The organism is Bradyrhizobium sp. CCBAU 051011 (assembly GCF_009930815.1).
In the GTDB taxonomy this organism is placed as follows: domain Bacteria; phylum Pseudomonadota; class Alphaproteobacteria; order Rhizobiales; family Xanthobacteraceae; genus Bradyrhizobium.
The window spans coordinates 3,693,831-3,710,922 of record NZ_CP022222.1; the positions used below are offsets into that span (position 1 = coordinate 3,693,831).

General features: G+C 63.6%; 17 protein-coding genes. 11 read left to right on the forward strand and 6 right to left on the reverse strand.

Annotated features, from left to right (window positions below; all coding sequences use genetic code 11):
- Window positions 1-9 precede the first annotated feature (9 nt).
- Complete coding sequence (locus ACH79_RS17440; protein ID WP_161852088.1) at window positions 10-852, reverse strand: 3'(2'),5'-bisphosphate nucleotidase CysQ; 843 nt, start codon at window positions 850-852, stop codon at window positions 10-12.
- Window positions 853-1,000: 148 nt separating this feature from the next.
- On the opposite strand from ACH79_RS17440, the gene chpT reads away from it, so the two are divergent.
- From chpT to ACH79_RS17470, 6 genes are all read left to right on the forward strand, one after another.
- On the forward strand, window positions 1,001-1,648 hold the full coding sequence (chpT, locus tag ACH79_RS17445; protein WP_161852089.1) for a histidine phosphotransferase ChpT: 648 nt from the start codon (window positions 1,001-1,003) through the stop codon (window positions 1,646-1,648).
- 184 nt (window positions 1,649-1,832) lie between these two features.
- Entirely contained in the window at window positions 1,833-4,562 is a 2,730-nt protein-coding gene (locus tag ACH79_RS17450) for a hybrid sensor histidine kinase/response regulator (protein ID WP_161852090.1), read from the forward strand.
- 55 nt (window positions 4,563-4,617) lie between these two features.
- The gene (locus ACH79_RS17455; RefSeq protein WP_161852091.1) at window positions 4,618-5,091 is read left to right on the forward strand and encodes a chemotaxis protein CheW; all 474 of its coding nucleotides are present in this window, start codon (window positions 4,618-4,620) and stop codon (window positions 5,089-5,091) included.
- A 58-nt stretch (window positions 5,092-5,149) separates the two neighbouring features.
- Entirely contained in the window at window positions 5,150-5,515 is a 366-nt protein-coding gene (locus ACH79_RS17460) for a PleD family two-component system response regulator (RefSeq protein WP_057834994.1), read from the forward strand.
- Between the two features lie 83 nt (window positions 5,516-5,598).
- Window positions 5,599-6,768 carry a chemotaxis response regulator protein-glutamate methylesterase gene (locus tag ACH79_RS17465; protein ID WP_161852092.1) on the forward strand — a complete coding sequence of 390 codons (1,170 nt, stop codon included), beginning with the start codon at window positions 5,599-5,601 and terminating at the stop codon, window positions 6,766-6,768.
- A complete protein-coding gene (locus ACH79_RS17470) occupies window positions 6,765-7,643 on the forward strand; it encodes a protein-glutamate O-methyltransferase CheR (RefSeq protein WP_161852093.1) in 879 nt (292 codons plus the stop codon). The genes ACH79_RS17465 and ACH79_RS17470 overlap by 4 nt, the downstream gene beginning before the upstream one ends.
- 37 nt (window positions 7,644-7,680) lie before the next feature.
- Here the strand turns inward: ACH79_RS17470 and ACH79_RS17475 are convergent, their stop codons facing one another.
- The 3 genes from ACH79_RS17475 to ACH79_RS17485 are packed head-to-tail and all read right to left on the reverse strand — an operon-like array spanning window position 7,681 to window position 9,664.
- Complete coding sequence (locus ACH79_RS17475) at window positions 7,681-8,838, reverse strand: glutathionylspermidine synthase family protein (protein WP_161852094.1); 1,158 nt, start codon at window positions 8,836-8,838, stop codon at window positions 7,681-7,683.
- Window positions 8,839-8,843: 5 nt separating this feature from the next.
- Window positions 8,844-9,257: a hypothetical protein gene (locus ACH79_RS17480; RefSeq protein WP_161852095.1), complete on the reverse strand. Its 414-nt coding sequence runs from the start codon at window positions 9,255-9,257 to the stop codon at window positions 8,844-8,846.
- Window positions 9,258-9,259: 2 nt separating this feature from the next.
- Window positions 9,260-9,664: a DUF350 domain-containing protein gene (locus ACH79_RS17485; protein WP_161852096.1), complete on the reverse strand. Its 405-nt coding sequence runs from the start codon at window positions 9,662-9,664 to the stop codon at window positions 9,260-9,262.
- 361 nt (window positions 9,665-10,025) lie between these two features.
- Here ACH79_RS17485 and ACH79_RS17490 point away from each other — a divergent pair, with 361 nt between their 5' ends.
- On the forward strand, window positions 10,026-11,180 hold the full coding sequence (locus ACH79_RS17490) for a DUF937 domain-containing protein (protein ID WP_161852097.1): 1,155 nt from the start codon (window positions 10,026-10,028) through the stop codon (window positions 11,178-11,180).
- A gap of 154 nt (window positions 11,181-11,334) precedes the next feature.
- Here ACH79_RS17490 and ACH79_RS17495 read toward each other — a convergent pair whose 3' ends face one another.
- On the reverse strand, window positions 11,335-12,141 hold the full coding sequence (locus ACH79_RS17495; RefSeq protein WP_161852098.1) for a cytochrome P460 family protein: 807 nt from the start codon (window positions 12,139-12,141) through the stop codon (window positions 11,335-11,337).
- Window positions 12,142-12,317: 176 nt separating this feature from the next.
- The gene (gene ctrA, locus ACH79_RS17500) at window positions 12,318-13,019 is read right to left on the reverse strand and encodes a response regulator transcription factor CtrA (RefSeq protein WP_016848562.1); all 702 of its coding nucleotides are present in this window, start codon (window positions 13,017-13,019) and stop codon (window positions 12,318-12,320) included.
- A gap of 368 nt (window positions 13,020-13,387) precedes the next feature.
- Between ctrA and fliI the strand changes: the two genes are divergently transcribed.
- From fliI to ACH79_RS17520, 4 genes are all read left to right on the forward strand, one after another.
- The gene (gene fliI, locus ACH79_RS17505) at window positions 13,388-14,713 is read left to right on the forward strand and encodes a flagellar protein export ATPase FliI (protein WP_161852099.1); all 1,326 of its coding nucleotides are present in this window, start codon (window positions 13,388-13,390) and stop codon (window positions 14,711-14,713) included.
- Window positions 14,714-14,821: 108 nt separating this feature from the next.
- Window positions 14,822-15,238 (forward strand): flagellar export protein FliJ, encoded by a 417-nt coding sequence (gene fliJ, locus ACH79_RS17510; RefSeq protein WP_161852100.1) that lies wholly within the window; start codon window positions 14,822-14,824, stop codon window positions 15,236-15,238.
- 176 nt (window positions 15,239-15,414) lie between these two features.
- On the forward strand, window positions 15,415-15,960 hold the full coding sequence (locus tag ACH79_RS17515; RefSeq protein WP_161852101.1) for a sigma-70 family RNA polymerase sigma factor: 546 nt from the start codon (window positions 15,415-15,417) through the stop codon (window positions 15,958-15,960).
- An 18-nt stretch (window positions 15,961-15,978) separates the two neighbouring features.
- Entirely contained in the window at window positions 15,979-16,902 is a 924-nt protein-coding gene (locus ACH79_RS17520; RefSeq protein WP_161852102.1) for an anti-sigma factor domain-containing protein, read from the forward strand.
- Window positions 16,903-17,092: the final 190 nt, after the last annotated feature.

Sequence of the window (17,092 nt, forward strand, 5' to 3'; positions counted from 1 at the left end):
GTGGCAGACTCAAGGATTGGGCGCGGAGTTCGGATCGCCCCAGGCGATGAATTCCGGAACGATGAAGCCGCTCCGTCCGGTGCCGAATTGCAGGGAAGCGCCGGCTGAATCGGTGATCCTGCCGCCGGCGGCCACAACGACGGCATGGCCCGCGGCGATGTCCCACTCCGAGGTCGGCGACAGCCGCGGATAGATATCGACGGAGCCTTCGGCCACCCGGCCGAGTTTCACCGCCGAGCCAAGCTCGCACCGCACCGCGCCCGGCCTCGCCGCAATGAAGGCTTCGCTCCTGGCATCGCCATGCGAACGGCTGACCGCGACCGTCCAGGGCTGGCCGCGCGGCGGGCAGCGCCGGGTGCGTATCGGTTCGACCAGCGGCTTATACTCGCCAAGCTCCTTGCCAAGCGTCAGCCGCTCGGCGCCGCGGCCGACCATGCCGCGCCAGATCAGGCCGAGCGCGGGCGCGCTGATGATGCCGAGCAGCGGGGTCCCCTGCGTCACCAGTGCCAGGTTGACGGTGAATTCGTTGCGCCCGGCGACGAATTCCTTGGTGCCGTCGAGCGGGTCGATCAGGAAGAAGCTTTCCCTGTAGGGCAGCGCGGCCGATTGAGTGCGCTCTTCCGATAGCGCCGGTATTTCGGGCACCAGCCGGGCAAGACCCTCGGCGATGATTCGGTCGGCCGCCAGGTCGGCCTCCGTTACCGGCGAGCCGTCGGTCTTGCCGTCGACTTGCATGGCGGAACGGTTGACGGCGAGGATGGCGGTACCGGCGCGGATCACGATCTCGGTCAGCGGCTCGATCAGCCTTGCTGCGGCATCGCGATCGAGCACGGGTGGACGTGCCTCATTCATGAGCTCGGCCCAATTGCTGTTCGTCCTGCCTTACCATTGCCGCCCCCTGCTGGCAGCAGGGGGCTGCGCAGTGTATCACCGATAGGCACGCGTGATTCGTAACGGCCCGCCGGTAATTCGCGACCAGGCGGCTTTCCAGGAACCCATGATGTCTGGCACTTCGTCTCCCGGTCCGGCTCCCGATACCCTCGAACTTGCGGCGCTGCTGTGTTCGCGCGTCTGTCACGATCTCATCAGCCCGGTTGGCGCAATCGTCAATGGGCTTGAGGTGCTTGATGACAATCCGAAGCCCGAAGATCGCGATTTCGCGCTCGATCTGATCCGCAAGAGCGCCAAGACCGCCTCCGCCCGGTTGCAGTTCTGCCGCCTGGCGTTTGGAGCTGCGGGATCGGCGGGCGCGCAGATCGATCTCGGCGATGCCCAGACCATGGCACGCGGCCACATCGAGGATGGCAAGATCACCATCACCTGGAATCTGCCGCGGCTCCTGCTGCCGAAGAACCGCGTCAAGCTGCTGTTGAACATGCTGATCATCGCGCAGCAGACTATACCGCGCGGAGGTACGCTGACGATCGATCCGATCGGCGACGGCGAGACGATGGGTTTTCGCGTCACGTCTTCCGGCCTGAACGCTCGCGTGCCGCAGAACATCGCCGATCTCCTGAGCGCAAGTTCGACGGCAACCGTCGATGCACACGCGGTGCAGCCTTACTATACGCGGCTGCTGGCGCAGGCCTGCGGGCTCAGCGTGACGCTCGCGCCCGACGGCGAAAAGGTGGTTGTTACCGCTTCCTGAAGTGCGCCAACATGGTTAATCAACGGTGAAAACAGCCGGCAGATTTGATTTCTGCCGTCTTATCTCTTTGTTGATCCCGTTCTTTTCCACTTGCTCAACCAATATTAAACGCTTTGCATAGAAGCTGGCTTCGTTCCGTAAGGCGCGTCGATGTCGCGTGCCGCTGCGTGCGAAGGCCAGTTTCATGGATGATTTGTTGCGGGAGTTCCTGACCGAAACCAGCGAGAGCCTGGATACGGTCGACAATCAGTTGGTGCGGTTCGAGCAGGACCCGAGCGACGCGAAGATTCTGGATAACATCTTCCGCCTGGTCCACACCATCAAGGGCACCTGCGGCTTTCTGGGGCTGCCGCGGCTGGAAGCGCTCGCCCATGCCGGCGAGACCTTGATGGGCAAATTCCGCGACGGCATGCCGGTCAAGGCCGAAGCCGTGACGCTGATCCTGTCCTCGATCGACCGCATCAAGGAAATCCTCGCCGGGCTTGAGGCCACCGAGACCGAGCCCGAAGGCACCGACGAAGACCTGATCGAAAAGCTGCACGCGATGGCCGAAGGCGGCCATCATGCGGAAGCGCATCCTGAACCCGCACCCGCGCCGGCCCCCGTAGCGCCGCCGGCCCCGCCCGCGATGACCAGGGGCACGCTGGTCGAGCAGGTGCTGGAACGCCCGTTGCGTCCGGGCGAAGTCTCGCTCGACGACCTCGAGCGCGCCTTCCGCGAGACCGAGACCGAAGTTGCAGCAGCGCCGGCGCCCGTCGCCAAGGCCGCGCCCGCGCCGGAAGCTGCCGTCAAGGAAGCTGCCAAGGAAGCCAAGGCCAAACCGGCCAAGCGTGCCGCCGCTGTCGAGGCCGATGGCGAGGTCGCCGACAAGATCGCCAACCAGTCGATCCGCGTCAACGTCGACACCCTCGAACACCTGATGACCATGGTCTCCGAGCTGGTGTTGACCCGCAACCAGCTTCTGGAAATCTCCCGCCGCAACGAGGACACCGAGTTCAAGGTGCCGCTGCAGCGGCTCTCCAACGTCACCGCCGAGCTGCAGGAAGGCGTCATGAAGACGCGGATGCAGCCGATCGGCAACGCCTGGCAGAAGCTGCCGCGGATCGTCCGCGACCTCTCCGGCGAACTCGGCAAGCAGATCGAACTGGAGATGCACGGCGCCGACACCGAGCTCGACCGCCAGGTGCTCGACCTGATCAAGGATCCGCTGACGCACATGGTGCGCAACTCCGCCGACCACGGCCTGGAGACCCCGGCCGAGCGGCTGGCTAGCGGCAAGGGCGAGCAGGGCACCATCCGGCTGTCCGCCTATCACGAGGGCGGCCACATCATCATCTGCATCGCCGACAATGGCCGCGGTCTCAACACCGAGCGGATCAAGGCCAAAGCACTGCAGAACGGTCTCGTCACCGAGGCCGAGCTGGAGAAGATGACCGAAGCCCAGATCCACAAGTTCATCTTCGCGCCGGGCTTCTCGACCGCTGCCACCGTCACCTCGGTCTCCGGCCGCGGCGTCGGCATGGACGTGGTGCGCACCAATATCGACCAGATCGGCGGCACCATCGACATCAAGTCGGTCGCCGGCGAGGGCTCGTCCGTCACCATCAAGATCCCGCTGACGCTCGCCATCGTCTCGGCCCTGATCGTCGAAGCCGGCGGTGACCGCTTTGCGATCCCGCAGCTCTCGGTGGTCGAGCTGGTCCGGGCGCGGGCCAACTCCGAACACCGCATCGAGCGCATCAAGGACACCGCGGTCTTGCGGCTGCGCAACAAGCTGCTGCCGCTGATGCACCTGAAGAAGCTGCTGAAGATCGACGACGGCTCCTCCAGCGACCCCGAGAACGGCTTCATCGTGGTGACGCAAGTGGGCAGCCAGACCTTCGGCATCGTGGTCGACGGCGTGTTCCACACCGAAGAAATCGTGGTCAAGCCGATGTCGACCAAACTGCGGCACATCGACATGTTCTCCGGCAACACCATTCTGGGCGATGGCGCCGTCATCATGATCATCGACCCCAACGGCATTGCCAAGGCGCTCGGCGCCTCCGGCGCCTCGGCCCATGAGATGGCCGATGAAGCCTCGGCCGCGCATGCGATCGGCGGCGAACAGCTGACCTCGCTGCTGGTGTTCCGCGCCGGCTCCAGCCAGCCCAAGGCGGTGCCGCTCGGCCTCGTCACCCGGCTCGAGGAGATCGCCACCGACAAGATCGAGCTCTCGAACGGCCGCCACATGGTGCAGTACCGCGAGCAGCTGATGCCCTTGGTGCAGATGAACGGGGTCAGCGTCCAGACCTCGGGCTCGCAGCCGATCCTGGTGTTCGCCGACGACGGCCGCTCGATGGGGCTCGTGGTCGACGAGATCATCGACATCGTCGAGGAGCGGCTGCACATCGAGGTCGCCGGCCAGCAGGAGGGCATTTTGGGCTCGGCCGTGATCAAGGGCCAAGCCACCGAGGTGATCGACGTCGGCCACTTCCTGCCGATGGCGTTTGCCGACTGGTTCTCGCGCAAGGAGATGCGGGCCTCATCGACGGCGCAGTCGGTGCTGCTGGTCGATGACTCCGCGTTCTTCCGCAACATGCTGGCCCCGGTCTTGAAGGCCGCCGGCTACAAGGTGCGGGTCGCCGTCAACGCCCAGGAAGGCCTTTCTGCGCTGCGCTCGGGTTACAACTTCGACGTGGTGCTGACCGACATCGAAATGCCGGACATGAACGGCTTCGAGTTCGCCGAGACGATCCGCGCCGACCACAATCTGGGCCAACTGCCGATCATCGCGTTGTCCTCGCTGGTGTCGCCGGCGGCGATCGAGCGCGGGCGGCAGGCCGGCTTCCACGATTATGTCGCCAAGTTCGACCGTCCCGGCCTGATCGCGGCGCTGAAGGAACAGACCGCCGACGACAGGCGCGCGGCATGAACAAGTTCAGCCCGGCATGAACAAGTTCAGCCGCACGGCCTAAGGAACCCAGCACATGACAACAACCAAGACCGACACCATCGACGGCACCGTGGCCGAATACGTCACCGCCGTGATCGGGGGACAATTGTTCGGCCTGCCGATCTCGCGGGTGCAGGACGTGTTCATGCCGGAACGGCTGACGCGGGTGCCGCTGGCATCCGCCGAGATCGCCGGCGTGCTCAATCTGCGCGGCCGCATCGTCACCGTGGTCGACATGCGCGCCCGGCTCGGGCTGCCCAGGAACGACGACGGCAAGCCGCCGATGGCGGTCGGCGTCGACCTGCGCGGCGAGTCCTACGGCCTCTTGATCGACCAGATCGGCGAGGTGCTGCGGCTGCCCGACGCCAGCTGCGAGGAAAACCCCGTCAACCTCGATCCCCGCATGGCCAAGCTCGCCGGCGGCGTGCACCGCCTCGACGGCCAGCTCATGGTCGTCCTCGACGTCGATCGCGTTCTCGAAATCGTGCCGGACCTGATGGCGGCATGAAGACCGAAGCTGGAATGAAAACATCCCTCTTGGGATCTGGTGCAATTGGAGGCCTAAAATGAAAACATGTCTGGTCGTCGATGACTCGAGCGTCATCCGAAAAGTCGCACGCCGCATCCTCGAAGGTCTCGACTTTCAGATCGTCGAGGCCGAGGACGGCGAGAAGGCGCTTGAAGCCTGCAAGCGTGCGATGCCCGAAGCGGTCTTGCTCGACTGGAACATGCCGGTCATGGACGGCTACGAATTCCTCGGCAATCTGCGCCGCATGCCCGGTGGCGACGCGCCCAAGGTGGTGTTCTGCACCACCGAGAACGACGTCGCGCACATCGCGCGTGCGCTGCATGCCGGCGCCAACGAGTACATCATGAAGCCGTTCGACAAGGACATCGTCACCGCGAAGTTCCAGGAAGTCGGTCTGCTCTGACTCTCGCGTTAGTGATCCCGGCGGCTCAGCGGCCTTCGGCGTTGTTCTTGTAAGTGTACGCTTGAGTTGGGTCGGGTGAAGTAATGAGTGTTGCGTTAACGAAGTCTCCGCCGCCAATCTCGACACGGCAGGACAAGCTGCGCGTCATGGTGGTCGACGACTCCGTCGTGATCCGCGGGATGATCTCGCGCTGGATCGGCGCCGAGCCGGATATGGAGGTCTCCGCCTCCTTGCGTACCGGTCTCGACGCCGTCAACCAGATCGAACGTATCAAGCCGGATGTTGCCGTGCTCGATATCGAAATGCCGGATCTCGACGGCATTTCGGCGTTGCCGCAACTGCTGGCGAAAAAGCGCGACCTCGTCATCATCATGGCGTCGACGCTGACCCGCCGCAACGCGGAGATCAGCTTCAAGGCGCTTTCGCTCGGCGCATCCGACTATATTCCAAAGCCGGAGAGCACCCGCGAGGCATCCGCCGCCGAGACTTTCCACCACGATCTGATCCAGAAGATCCGTCATCTCGGCGCCAGGGCCCGCCGTCGTGCCTCGCCTGCCGCGAGCCCGGCGCTGGCGCCGGCACCCGACCGGATACGCGAGGTATTGCCCCATCCGGTCGCAGCGCCGGCTCCGCAACTGCAGCTCGCGCGCCGGTCCTTCAGCATGCTGGCGCCGCGCGTGCTCCTGATCGGTTCGTCGACCGGCGGTCCGCAGGCGCTGATGGCGCTGGTCGCCGACATCGGGCCGGTGATCGACCGCTTTCCGGTGCTGATCACCCAGCACATGCCGCCGACCTTTACCACCATTCTCGCCGAGCATCTGGCGCGCGCAAGCCGCCGGCCGGCGCATGAGGCCGTTGACGGCGAGATCGTCAAGCCCGGGCGGATCTACCTTGCGCCGGGCGGTCGCCACATGCGGGTCGTGCGTCACGGCGCCGAGACGGCGATCGCGCTCGACGACGGGCCGCCGGTGAATTTCTGCAAACCCGCGGTGGACCCGCTGTTCAATTCCGCGATCGACGTCTGGCAGGGCAGCATCATGTCGGTGATCCTGACCGGCATGGGCTCCGACGGCATGCGCGGCGGCAAGGAGATCGTCGCCGCCGGCGGCAGCGTGATTGCCCAGGACGAAGCCACCAGCGTGGTGTGGGGCATGCCGGGCGCGGCCGCCAATGCAGGTATTTGCGCGGCAGTCCTGCCGCTCAATCAGATTGCGCCCAAACTGGTTCGGTTGTTTTCGGGAGATCGTTCGTGACGCCTTCAGACTATGAGTATCTGCGTAAGCTTCTGAAAGAGCGCTCCGGGCTCGATCTTTCCGCCGACAAGCAATATCTGGTCGAAAGCCGGCTGCTGCCGCTCGCGCGCAAGTCCAGCCTGCCGGGCATTTCCGAACTCGTCGAGAAGATGAAGGGCGGGGCCAGCGCGCTGACGGCCGAGGTGGTCGAGGCGATGACCACCAACGAGACGTTCTTCTTTCGCGACAAGATCCCGTTCGATCATATGCGGGAGACGGTGATTCCGGCGCTGGTGCAGGCGCGCGCTGCCCGCCGCACGTTGCGCATCTGGTGCGCGGCTTCCTCCACAGGGCAGGAGCCGTACTCGATCGCGATGTGCCTGAAGGAGGCCGGACCGCTGTTGTCCGGCTGGCGCACCGAGATCGTTGCGACCGACCTGTCGCAGGCGGTGCTGGAGAAATCGAAGGCCGGCATCTTCAGCCAGTTCGAGGTGCAGCGCGGATTGCCGATCCAGTTGCTGGTGAAATATTTCACCCAGAACGGCGAGCTCTGGCAGATCAACGCCGAGCTCCGCAGCATGGTGCAGCATCGTCAGCTCAACCTGCTGCAGGACTTCTCCCATCTCGGAGTGTTCGACGTCATCTTCTGCCGCAACGTGCTGATCTATTTCGATCAGAACACCAAGACCAACATTTTCGAGCGGCTGTCCCGGATGCTGGAGCCCGATGGCGTGCTGGCGTTGGGCGCGGCCGAATCCGTTGTCGGCATTACCAACACGTTCAAGCCCTATCCGGATCGGCGTGGACTTTATCGTCCGAACATCGCTCCGGTGATCAGGGTGGGGGCGTCGACCCTGGTGCCGCAAACTTTGCGGGCGGTTGCCGCAGCGCGCTGATCTCGTTCTTCAGCCCGTGCCTCGGATGCCCGCCGCGCTATAGAATCGCGTGCGGCACGAAGCGCGACGTGTTGCCGGTGATCGGGTTCTCGTCTTCGCGGATCGACAGCCCGCACGGCGTGTGATCGACCAGCCAGCTTCCGAGCACCGGATACTGGTCGGAAAAGCTCGGCAGCGACGCGAACGCCTGCCGGATGAATCCTTCCGCGCCATACGGGCCCTGCTGCTCCGCCAGCGTGGTGCCGGCACTGACGAGCGCGACGTTGGCGCCCTCGCGCGAATACAGCGGCTTGCGGACGAACGAGGAGCCGAGCATGGTTGCCTTCGGATCGTCCTCGAAATAGGCCGGCAGCAGATTGGGGTGCTTCGGAAACATCTCCCACAGCAGGGGGAGGATGCCCTTGTTGGAGAGGATCGCTTTCCAGGGCGGCTCGATCCAACGTGTCGGTGCGCTCGACAGCTTCGCGCCGAACGCGTCCTGAAACATCCATTCCCAGGGGTAAAGCTTGAAGGCAAGCTCGATGGCGCGGTCCTCGAGATCGACGAAGCGGCCATCGCCGCCGAGCCCGACGTCCTTGATGTCCATCAGCGTGGTCTTCAAGCCGGCCTGGCTCGCGGTGTCCTGCAGATAGGCCAGCGTGCCGCCATCCTCGGGATTATCAGTCATTCCCGCGAGATGCAGATGCTTGGCGCCACCGTGCTTCTTCCAGGCGTCAATCAGGCGCTCATGGATTGAATTGAACTGGTCGGCGCGCTTCGGGATGACGTTGCGCTCCATCGCCTGTTCGAGCCAGGTCCACTGAAAAACCGCCGCTTCGAAAATCGAGGTCGGCGTGTCCGCGTTGTATTCCAGCAGTTTCGCGGGACTCCAGCCGTCATAGCTCAGGTCCAGCCGGCCATAGAGGCTAGGGTCACGGCGGCGCCAGCTCTCGGAAATCAGCGGCCAGAACGCTTCCGGTATCTTCAGCCGGCGCAGATATTTTTCGTCCTTGATCGCGCGGCCGACCAGTTCGAGACACATCGCGTCGATCTCGGCGGTGGGTGCCTCGATCCGCCGTTCGATCTCGTTCAGCGTGAACGCGTAATAGGCCCGTTCGTCCCAATAGCGTTCGCCGTTGATGGTGTGAAAGGTAAATCCAACACCTTCGGCGGTGGCACGCCAATCGTCGCGTTCGGGGCAGGGGATGCGTTGCATGAAATTCAGCCGCCAGAAAAGCCGATGGCGTGCCCGAACGAGCCGAAGCCGCCGCGCTGCGCCGAGTGCGACCCGGAATCGTACGAGGAATGGCTCGATGATGAGGAAGAGGAGGAGTCGCTGCTGTAGTAGCTGCTGCGTCCTGACGATCCGCCGCCGGAGCCGCCGCCAGAGCTCGAGGAAGAACTGCGTGACGAGCATTCGGCCGGGTTTTGCGTCGGCGATGCGTAGGCGTTCGACGGTTGCTCGCAGGTGCGGCTCGGCATCAGCGTGTAGGCGGCACTGCCGACCGCAAAGGTACCCATCAACAGAAGGGCGACATGGCCGGAGCGCTTGGCCGGCGGCGGAACGGGACGTGGCGAAGCCGGCACCGAGACCGGTTTGCGCTTGCCAAAATCCTGGTTTGGTTTGTCTGCCATGGTCAGTAGACCATGCAGGCGGCGTTCAGCGCGCCGGCGGCCAGCGAGGACAGCCCAAGCCAGATCGCGGCGGCGAGTTCGCCGGACGCTATCCGCTCCGACAGCTTCGGCACGGGAACCCTGACGAGGTAATAGACGATGATCTGCACGATCAGCGCGATGCCCGCCCAGATCAGGCAATCCCAGACATTGGCCGAATGGGTGATAGCGCTGACCAGCGGCAGCACGAAGCCGAGCAGGCTCAGGCCCAGCGCGATCGCGGCCGAAGGCTCATTGGCGCGGATCAGATCGAATTCGTTATGCGCCGTGATGCGGGTGTAGACGAAGAGGTAGGCCACCACGGCGACGATCGCCGTGCAGAAATACACCAGAAACGCCGGCAGCCCGGCAAGCGATTGCAGGATCATGGAATTCGCCCCAACTCGTGCGTCCCTGAGGGTCGCACGATCTGTCAGTCGGCGCATCGGGGCGGCGGGTTCAATCCCAATAATTCTCTGTCCGAACAAAAACCTTGCATTTGCGGCGCGGTCCAGTCGGGAGAAGTGAGCCTTGCAGCTCGTCATTGGTCAGGCGGGGATTGGCTCGTGAGCTTCACAGGGCTTGTGCAGCAGCCGCGGCCCGCAGGGTGTGGGTGAAATCGTGGCAGCTTTCGTGGAACTCGGATCGGCCCGGGGAGGTTGTAATATAAGGTGATTAAACTTTGGAGACGCAATCCGGGCTGGACGAACTACCTGAGAAAATACCTGCACTCTGCTCAGGAGGATCGCCATGGCCACGAACCTGGTCTCTGTAGTGATGCAATGCCTCACGCCGGACATGATAGCGAAGATCGCTTCTGCTCTGGGTCTTGATCGCAATGTTGCGCAAAAAGCCATCGCGGGTGCGATTCCCGCGCTCCTTGCAAGCTTCGCTGACGTTGCCTCCACTCCTAATGGGGCACGCCAACTCACCAACACGCTGACACAGCAATCCGGGTCGCTTGAGAGCTTCAAGAATCTCATCGGCGGTTCCGGCCAGAACACGCTGGCGGAAACGGGATCGAACATGCTTTCGGGCCTGTTCGGTGGCGGAACGCTGGACACAATGGCACAGACGATAGCCAAGTTCGCGGGGATCGGTGAAGGCACCAGCAAGTCGATGCTCAGCATGCTTGGCCCGCTGGTGCTTGGTGCGCTAGGTCAGCAGCAAGCCAGCACGGGCCTTGACGCAAGTGGGCTGGTGTCTCTTCTCACTTCGCAGAAGGATCAGATCGCCGCGGCAATACCGTCCGGTCTCGCCGGTCAGTTGAGTGCCGCCGGTCTCATTGACGGAGCGACTGAAAGCTTGCGCAGCGGTGCGGCGACAGCCAGCGCGGCTGGCGGCCGAGCTGCAGAGGCTTCGGAGCGGACCATTTACGGGGCTGGTCAGGCAGCCTCGGCGGTGGCGAGTAGGACATCGGCACCGTATTGGCCGTACTGGTTGGTCGCGGCGGTGGTATTGGGTGGTCTCATCTGGTTAGCCCTTGGTCGTTCAGGGGAAGACCAGGTCGCTCAGGTGTCGCCTCCCTCCACGACGCGGACCGCGACCGGAACCGTGGGGGCGGCGCCGACGGATTTGACGGTCGGAGGAATGAATCTGGCGAACCAGATCAACTCCTCGGTTGGGTCCATCAGGACCGTGCTTCCCGGCATCACCGATGCCGCATCGGCCGAGGCTGCCCTGCCCAAGCTGAGGGAGGCAACAGCTCAATTGAATGAGGTCAGCTCGCGCGCGACGCAGCTCTCTCCTGAAGGAAGGAGCACCCTCGTAAAGCTGATTGTGGTCGCGACCCCCACGATTAACCAGATGTGTGACAAGGTGCTGGCGACGCCCGGTGCTGGCGATATTGCAAAGCCGGCGATTGATGAGCTTCGAGGCAAGCTCGACGCCCTCGCGCGCTCCTGACTGTCAGAATGCCGTGTCGGTCGGCCTGCGCCGGACGGCACGGCAAAGTGCTGCCGGCGGCCTTGTCGATAGCCCAGTTGACAGGATCCGCTGCCCAACAAGAACCCCGCCATTTCGGGGGGGCGCAAATCCTCCAGAGCCTTGACGCGGTCGGCTATTCCCTGACCTCGATCTTGCCCTTCATCGCCGGGTGCAGGCCGCAGATGTAGTCGTAGATTCCGGCATCGGCGAGGGTGATCTGGGTGGTCTGGCCTTTCAGCGCGATCGACGAGCGCTGGGCCTTGGGGCCGGTGATCGTCACCTGGTGCGGTGAGGAATCGGCGTTGTGCCAGGTGATGGTCTGGCCCTTGCCGACGACAACGGTCTCCGGCCCGAACTTGAAGTCGGCGATCGAGACCACGCCGGGCCCCGGCGCGGGCTTTGCCATGGCGCCTTCGGGCGTGCCCTTCAGGCCCGCCAGTGAGATAACGAAATCCTGCCCGGCATGCGGCTTGTGGCAGGTGAAGCAGGCCGTCAAATTGGCCTTGTCGTTGACCTTCTTGTCCGGGCCAAACGCCTGATACTCCCATTCGCCGTTGCGAATGTCGTCCTTGTACTCGGTCCCCCAGCCGTCGCGCTTCTCCATCACCGTGTAGGCGACAAGGTCGCCCTTCTGGAAACGGCCGTTGGCATCCTTGAGCGGCTCGCCGGCCGCATCGAGTTGCGCCTTGTATTGCACCAGCATCAGCACCGTGCCGCTCGGGATCGGCTGCCCCTTGCGAACTGCATCGACCGCTGCCGGCGTCGCAAAGAGCTCGCGATACTGCTTGTTGTCGTAACGATCGACCGTGGCGTAGAGCGTGCCCTTGTCGAAATTCTCCGGGAAGGCGACCTTGTCGCCGCCGGCGAGCGCCGAATAGCCGATGAGCGCGCCCGATGCCGACCCGAGCGCGATAGCGGCAACCAGCCTGACGTTTTTCATGGCTTCCCCCTTCGTTTGCGGACAATTCAGTCAGCTACGAGACACCGCCAAGCGGGTTTCAATCCGGGGGAAGCGAAATTTGTCGCGGGTAAGCTGCGGGCCCAAACAAAAACCCCGCCGTTTCGGGCGGGGTCCAGTCGGATGGAGTGAGCCTTCTGGCTCGCTGTAAACCCTGATTAGGCGGGGATGCGCTCGTCCGCCTCGTGCGGCTCGCGCAGCACGTAGCCGCGGCCCCACACGGTCTCGATGAAGTTGCGGCCTTCGGAGGCGTTGGCGAGCTTCTTGCGCAGCTTGCAGATGAAGACGTCGATGATCTTCAGTTCCGGCTCGTCCATGCCGCCATAGAGGTGGTTGAGGAACATTTCCTTGGTGAGGGTGGTTCCCTTGCGGAGCGAGAGCAGCTCCAGCATCTGGTATTCCTTGCCCGTCAGGTGCACGCGCTGGCCGCCGACCTCGACCGTCTTGGTATCGAGATTGACCACGAGGTCGCCGGTCTGGATGACCGACTGGGCGTGACCCTTGGAACGCCGCACGATCGCGTGGATGCGGGCAACCAGTTCGTCCTTGTGGAAGGGTTTAGTCATGTAGTCGTCAGCGCCGACGCCGAGACCCTTGACCTTGTCCTCGATACCGGCGAGGCCGGAGAGGATCAGAATGGGAGTCTTGATCTTGGATACCCGAAGCTGCTTGAGCACGTCGTAGCCGGACATGTCGGGCAGGTTAAGGTCGAGAAGGATAATATCGTAATCGTAAAGCTTACCGAGATCGACGCCTTCTTCTCCGAGGTCCGTCGTGTAGACGTTGAAACTCTCGGATTTCAGCATCAATTCGATCGACTGCGCGACGGCGCTGTCATCTTCTATCAGCAAAACGCGCATGCCAGTCCCCTTGTAGTCCGCCGCTCCGGGCGTCAGGTCGGCCGCACTTGCGGCACTCAAAACGCCTTTGAACAACTGATTCGGATCCTGACAGACACATGGTTAACAAACTCTGATTCCGGTTCGCAAGCTCTTTAAGTGCAATTTTTATCGAATCGCCCTAAGATGTTGCTTCGAAGCAGCTTTTCCCAACCGTGCGCGCTCAGTCTCCACATTAAGAGGCGGGCCTAACCGACTCCCGCGACTTACCCTTCTTCTGACGGGCAAGCGCTCTCAGTCACCAAAGACAGTGACGCAATGATTAATGATGCGGGTAAACACGAGGTTAAGCGGTACCGGCTAAAACGTGGAAACTTAAGGTTTTCGCAATGAAGGCACTCGCGGAGCAAATCGGCGATATCGACGGCGTCAATATATATGGCCGTGTTGTGGGCGTGCGCGGGCTGATGGTCGAGATCGCGGGGCCGATCCATGCAATGTCGGTCGGCGCGCGGATCGTCATCGATACCGGCGGGAACCGACTCATCCCGGCTGAGGTCATCGGGTTTTCCGGCAGCAATGCTGTCGTCATGCCGTTCGGTGGGCTCGACGGTGTCAGGCGCGGTTGCCGTGCGGTCATTGCGACCGCGGCCAGTCAGGTGCGGCCGTCACCGGCCTGGCTCGGCCGCGTCGTCAATGCCATGGGGGAACCGATCGACGGCAAGGGGCCGCTGGTGCAGGGTCCATCGCCGATGGCCTATCGCAACGCGCCGCCGCCGGCGCATTCGCGCAAGCGAGTCGGCCCGCCGCTCGATCTCGGGGTGCGGGCGCTCAATACTTTCCTGACCTGTTGCCGCGGCCAGCGGCTCGGCATCTTCGCCGGTTCCGGCGTCGGCAAATCGGTGCTGCTGTCGATGCTGGCGCGTAATGTCGATGCCGACATTACCGTCATCGGCCTGATTGGCGAACGTGGCCGCGAGGTGCAGGAATTTCTGCAGGAGGATCTCGGCGACGAGGGGCTGGCACGCTCGGTCGTGGTGGTCGCAACGTCGGACGAGCCCGCTCTGATGCGGCGGCAGGCCGCCTATCTGACACTCGCGATATCAGAGTATTTCCGCGACGAGGACAAGGACGTGCTGTGCCTGATGGACTCCGTCACGCGCTTTGCGATGGCGCAGCGCGAGATCGGTCTGTCGGCCGGCGAGCCGCCCACCGCCAAGGGCTATACGCCGACGGTGTTTACGGAACTGCCGAAGCTGCTGGAGCGGGCAGGGCCGGGAACCGGCATCGGCACCATCACCGCTATCTTCACGGTGCTGGTCGACGGCGATGATCATAACGAGCCGATCGCGGACGCGGTGCGCGGCATTCTGGATGGCCACATCGTGATGCAACGCTCGATTGCGGAACGTGGCCGGTTTCCCGCGATCAACATCCTCAAATCGGTCTCGCGCACCATGCCGCGCTCGGCCAATCCCGACTATCTGCCCGTGATCACGCGGGCTCGGCAGGTGATGGCGACCTACGCCGATATGGAGGAGCTGATCCGGCTAGGCGCCTACCGCGCGGGTTCCAGTCCGGAGGTCGACGAGGCAGTAAAGCTGCATGAGCCGCTCGAAGGCTTTTTGCGCCAGGCCAAGGATGAAAAATCAAGCCTGGATGACGGCTATCGCCACTTGGCGCACATCCTCAGCAATTTGGAAACGGAACGCTAACTTTGTCAGGCCATCATCCCCGGCACATGATTAACGACGCCGGTGGGGCCCCCCGGGGAGCCGGCTCCGTCCCGCGTTCAGATTGGGACTTCTGGGGAGTATGAGTCGATGAAGTCACGAGAAACGCTGATCCGCCTGAAGAAATTTCAGGTCGACGAGAAGCGCCGTAGGGTTACCCAGATCGAAGGCATGATTGCCGACTTCCAGCGCATGTCGGTCGATCTCGAGCGCGAAATCCAGACCGAGCAGGAGCGGGCCGGGATCAACGATCCGACCCATTTCGCCTACCCGACCTATGCCAAGGCCGCGATCCAGCGCCGCGAAAACCTGACCCGCTCCGCCGACGAACTGCGCATCCAGCTCGAAGACGCCAAGAGCCTGTTGAGCGAAGCGTTCGAGGAGCTGAAGAAGGTCGAGTTGCTCGACGAGCGCGACCAGGCGCGCGAGCGCGCCGAGGAGAGCGCCCGGGAGCAGGCCGACATGGACTCAATCGGCCTGATGCGCGCCCGGCTTGGCGTCGCCTGACGAGCCTCCGCTGATTTCGACACAATCGAAAACCCGGGCCGCAAGGCCCGGGTTTTTCGTTGCGGGCTCGCCGGCCCGCGCCACTTGGTGGCCCTTTTGACGCAAGGTATGCTACGAAACTTCTCGATTGCTCCGGCGTAAGACGCGATGGAGGGTCGCGATTTGGGGGACGTTGAATGCTGACGCCAGCGGAGCTGGTCTGGCTGATTGCCGCGGTGGCGAAGGGGGACGAGGCCGCTTTTGAGCGCCTGTACGCCGCCACGCGCGCGAAACTCTTCGGCGTCGTGCTCCGTATCTTGCGGCGTCAGGACCTCGCGGAGGAGGTCATTCAGGAGGCTTACGTCAAGATCTGGAACAGTGCCGGCCAGTTCAACCCGGCCCTGTCTTCGCCGATCACATGGATGGCGTCGATCGCGCGCAACCGGGCGATCGACGTGGTGCGCAAGAAGAGCGAAAGCTCGATTGAGGAGGAGCCGGCCGCGATGGAAGTGGCAGCCGATTCGCCCGATCCGCTGACGCGGCGCGAGATGACGGAAGAGTTGAAGCGGTTGCTGGAATGCGTCGGCCGTCTCGAGCCGGACCGGCAGAAGCTCGTGCTCCTTGCCTATTACAACGGCTGGAGCCGCGAGCAGCTCGCCGCCAAGTTCGAGACGCCAGTGAATACGGTGAAGACGTGGCTGCGCCGCAGCATGATGGATATAAGGGAGTGTCTCGGGCTCTAGCGGTCCGGATCTTGAACGATGGCCCATAGCGAAGACCATATCGCGCTCGCCGCGGAATACGCGCTCGGCACTCTCGATGCCGACGAGCGCGCGCAGGTCGAGACCATGATGGCCGTCGACACCGATTACAGCGCGCTCGTCCACGCCTGGGAATACCGGCTGGGGGTGCTGAACCAGATGGTCGGCTCCGTCGAACCGCGGCCGATCGTATGGGAAAACATCAAGGCCGCGATCGGACATTCCACCGAGCAACGGGCGCCGCTGGTGCTGCCCGAGGCGGGGCAGCCTGCACCGACGCCTCAGCCTGCAGCCGAGCCGGTGGTGGCACCGGTCGTGGCCGAGGCGGCGCCGGCCGTACAGGACAATACGGTCGCGGACAATTCGAACGTCATCCAGTTCGCCAGTCGCGCAAAGCGCTGGCGCAATGTTGCTTCCATTGCCAGCGCGCTGGCCGCGGCGCTGGTCGCGATGCTGGCGGTGCAGGTCTATCAGCCGGATCTGTTGCCCGAGGCGCTGCGGCCAAAGCCGCGGATCCAGACGGTCGAGGTGAAGACGCCGGCGCCATCGCCGGTGCCGTCAGCGCAATATGTCGCGTTGCTGCAGCGCGACGGCGGCTCGCCCGCGTTCATCCTGACGGTCGATGCGGCGACGAAGAATTTCACCGTCCGCAAGGTCGGTGCCGACGCCGAGCCAGGCAAGAGTTTTGAGCTCTGGCTGATCTCCGACAAGCTGCCGCAACCGCGCTCGCTCGGCGTGATCGGCGGCAGCGATTTCACCGCGCGTCCGGTGTTGGCCGACTTCGAGGCCGGCACGATCAACGCCGCGACCTATGCGGTTACCGTCGAGCAGGCCGGCGGCTCGCCGAGCGGCAAGCCGACCTCGGCGCCGATCTTTACCGGCAAGCTGATCGAGACGGTGCCGGCTGGCGCTCCGCCACGTTAAGACGATCGAAATGGAGTTCGCGGTGCCTACCTGGCTGGGGCCACTTCTTGCTCTCTTGCTCCTCGTCGGCTTTATCGGTTTTGCGCTTCGCCAAGGCACGAAAGTGAAATCGGACAAAGATGCAAGCGATTCAGGAACAGGGACCGAATGGCTAGGCGGTGACAAATCATCTGCTGGCGATGGGCATTCC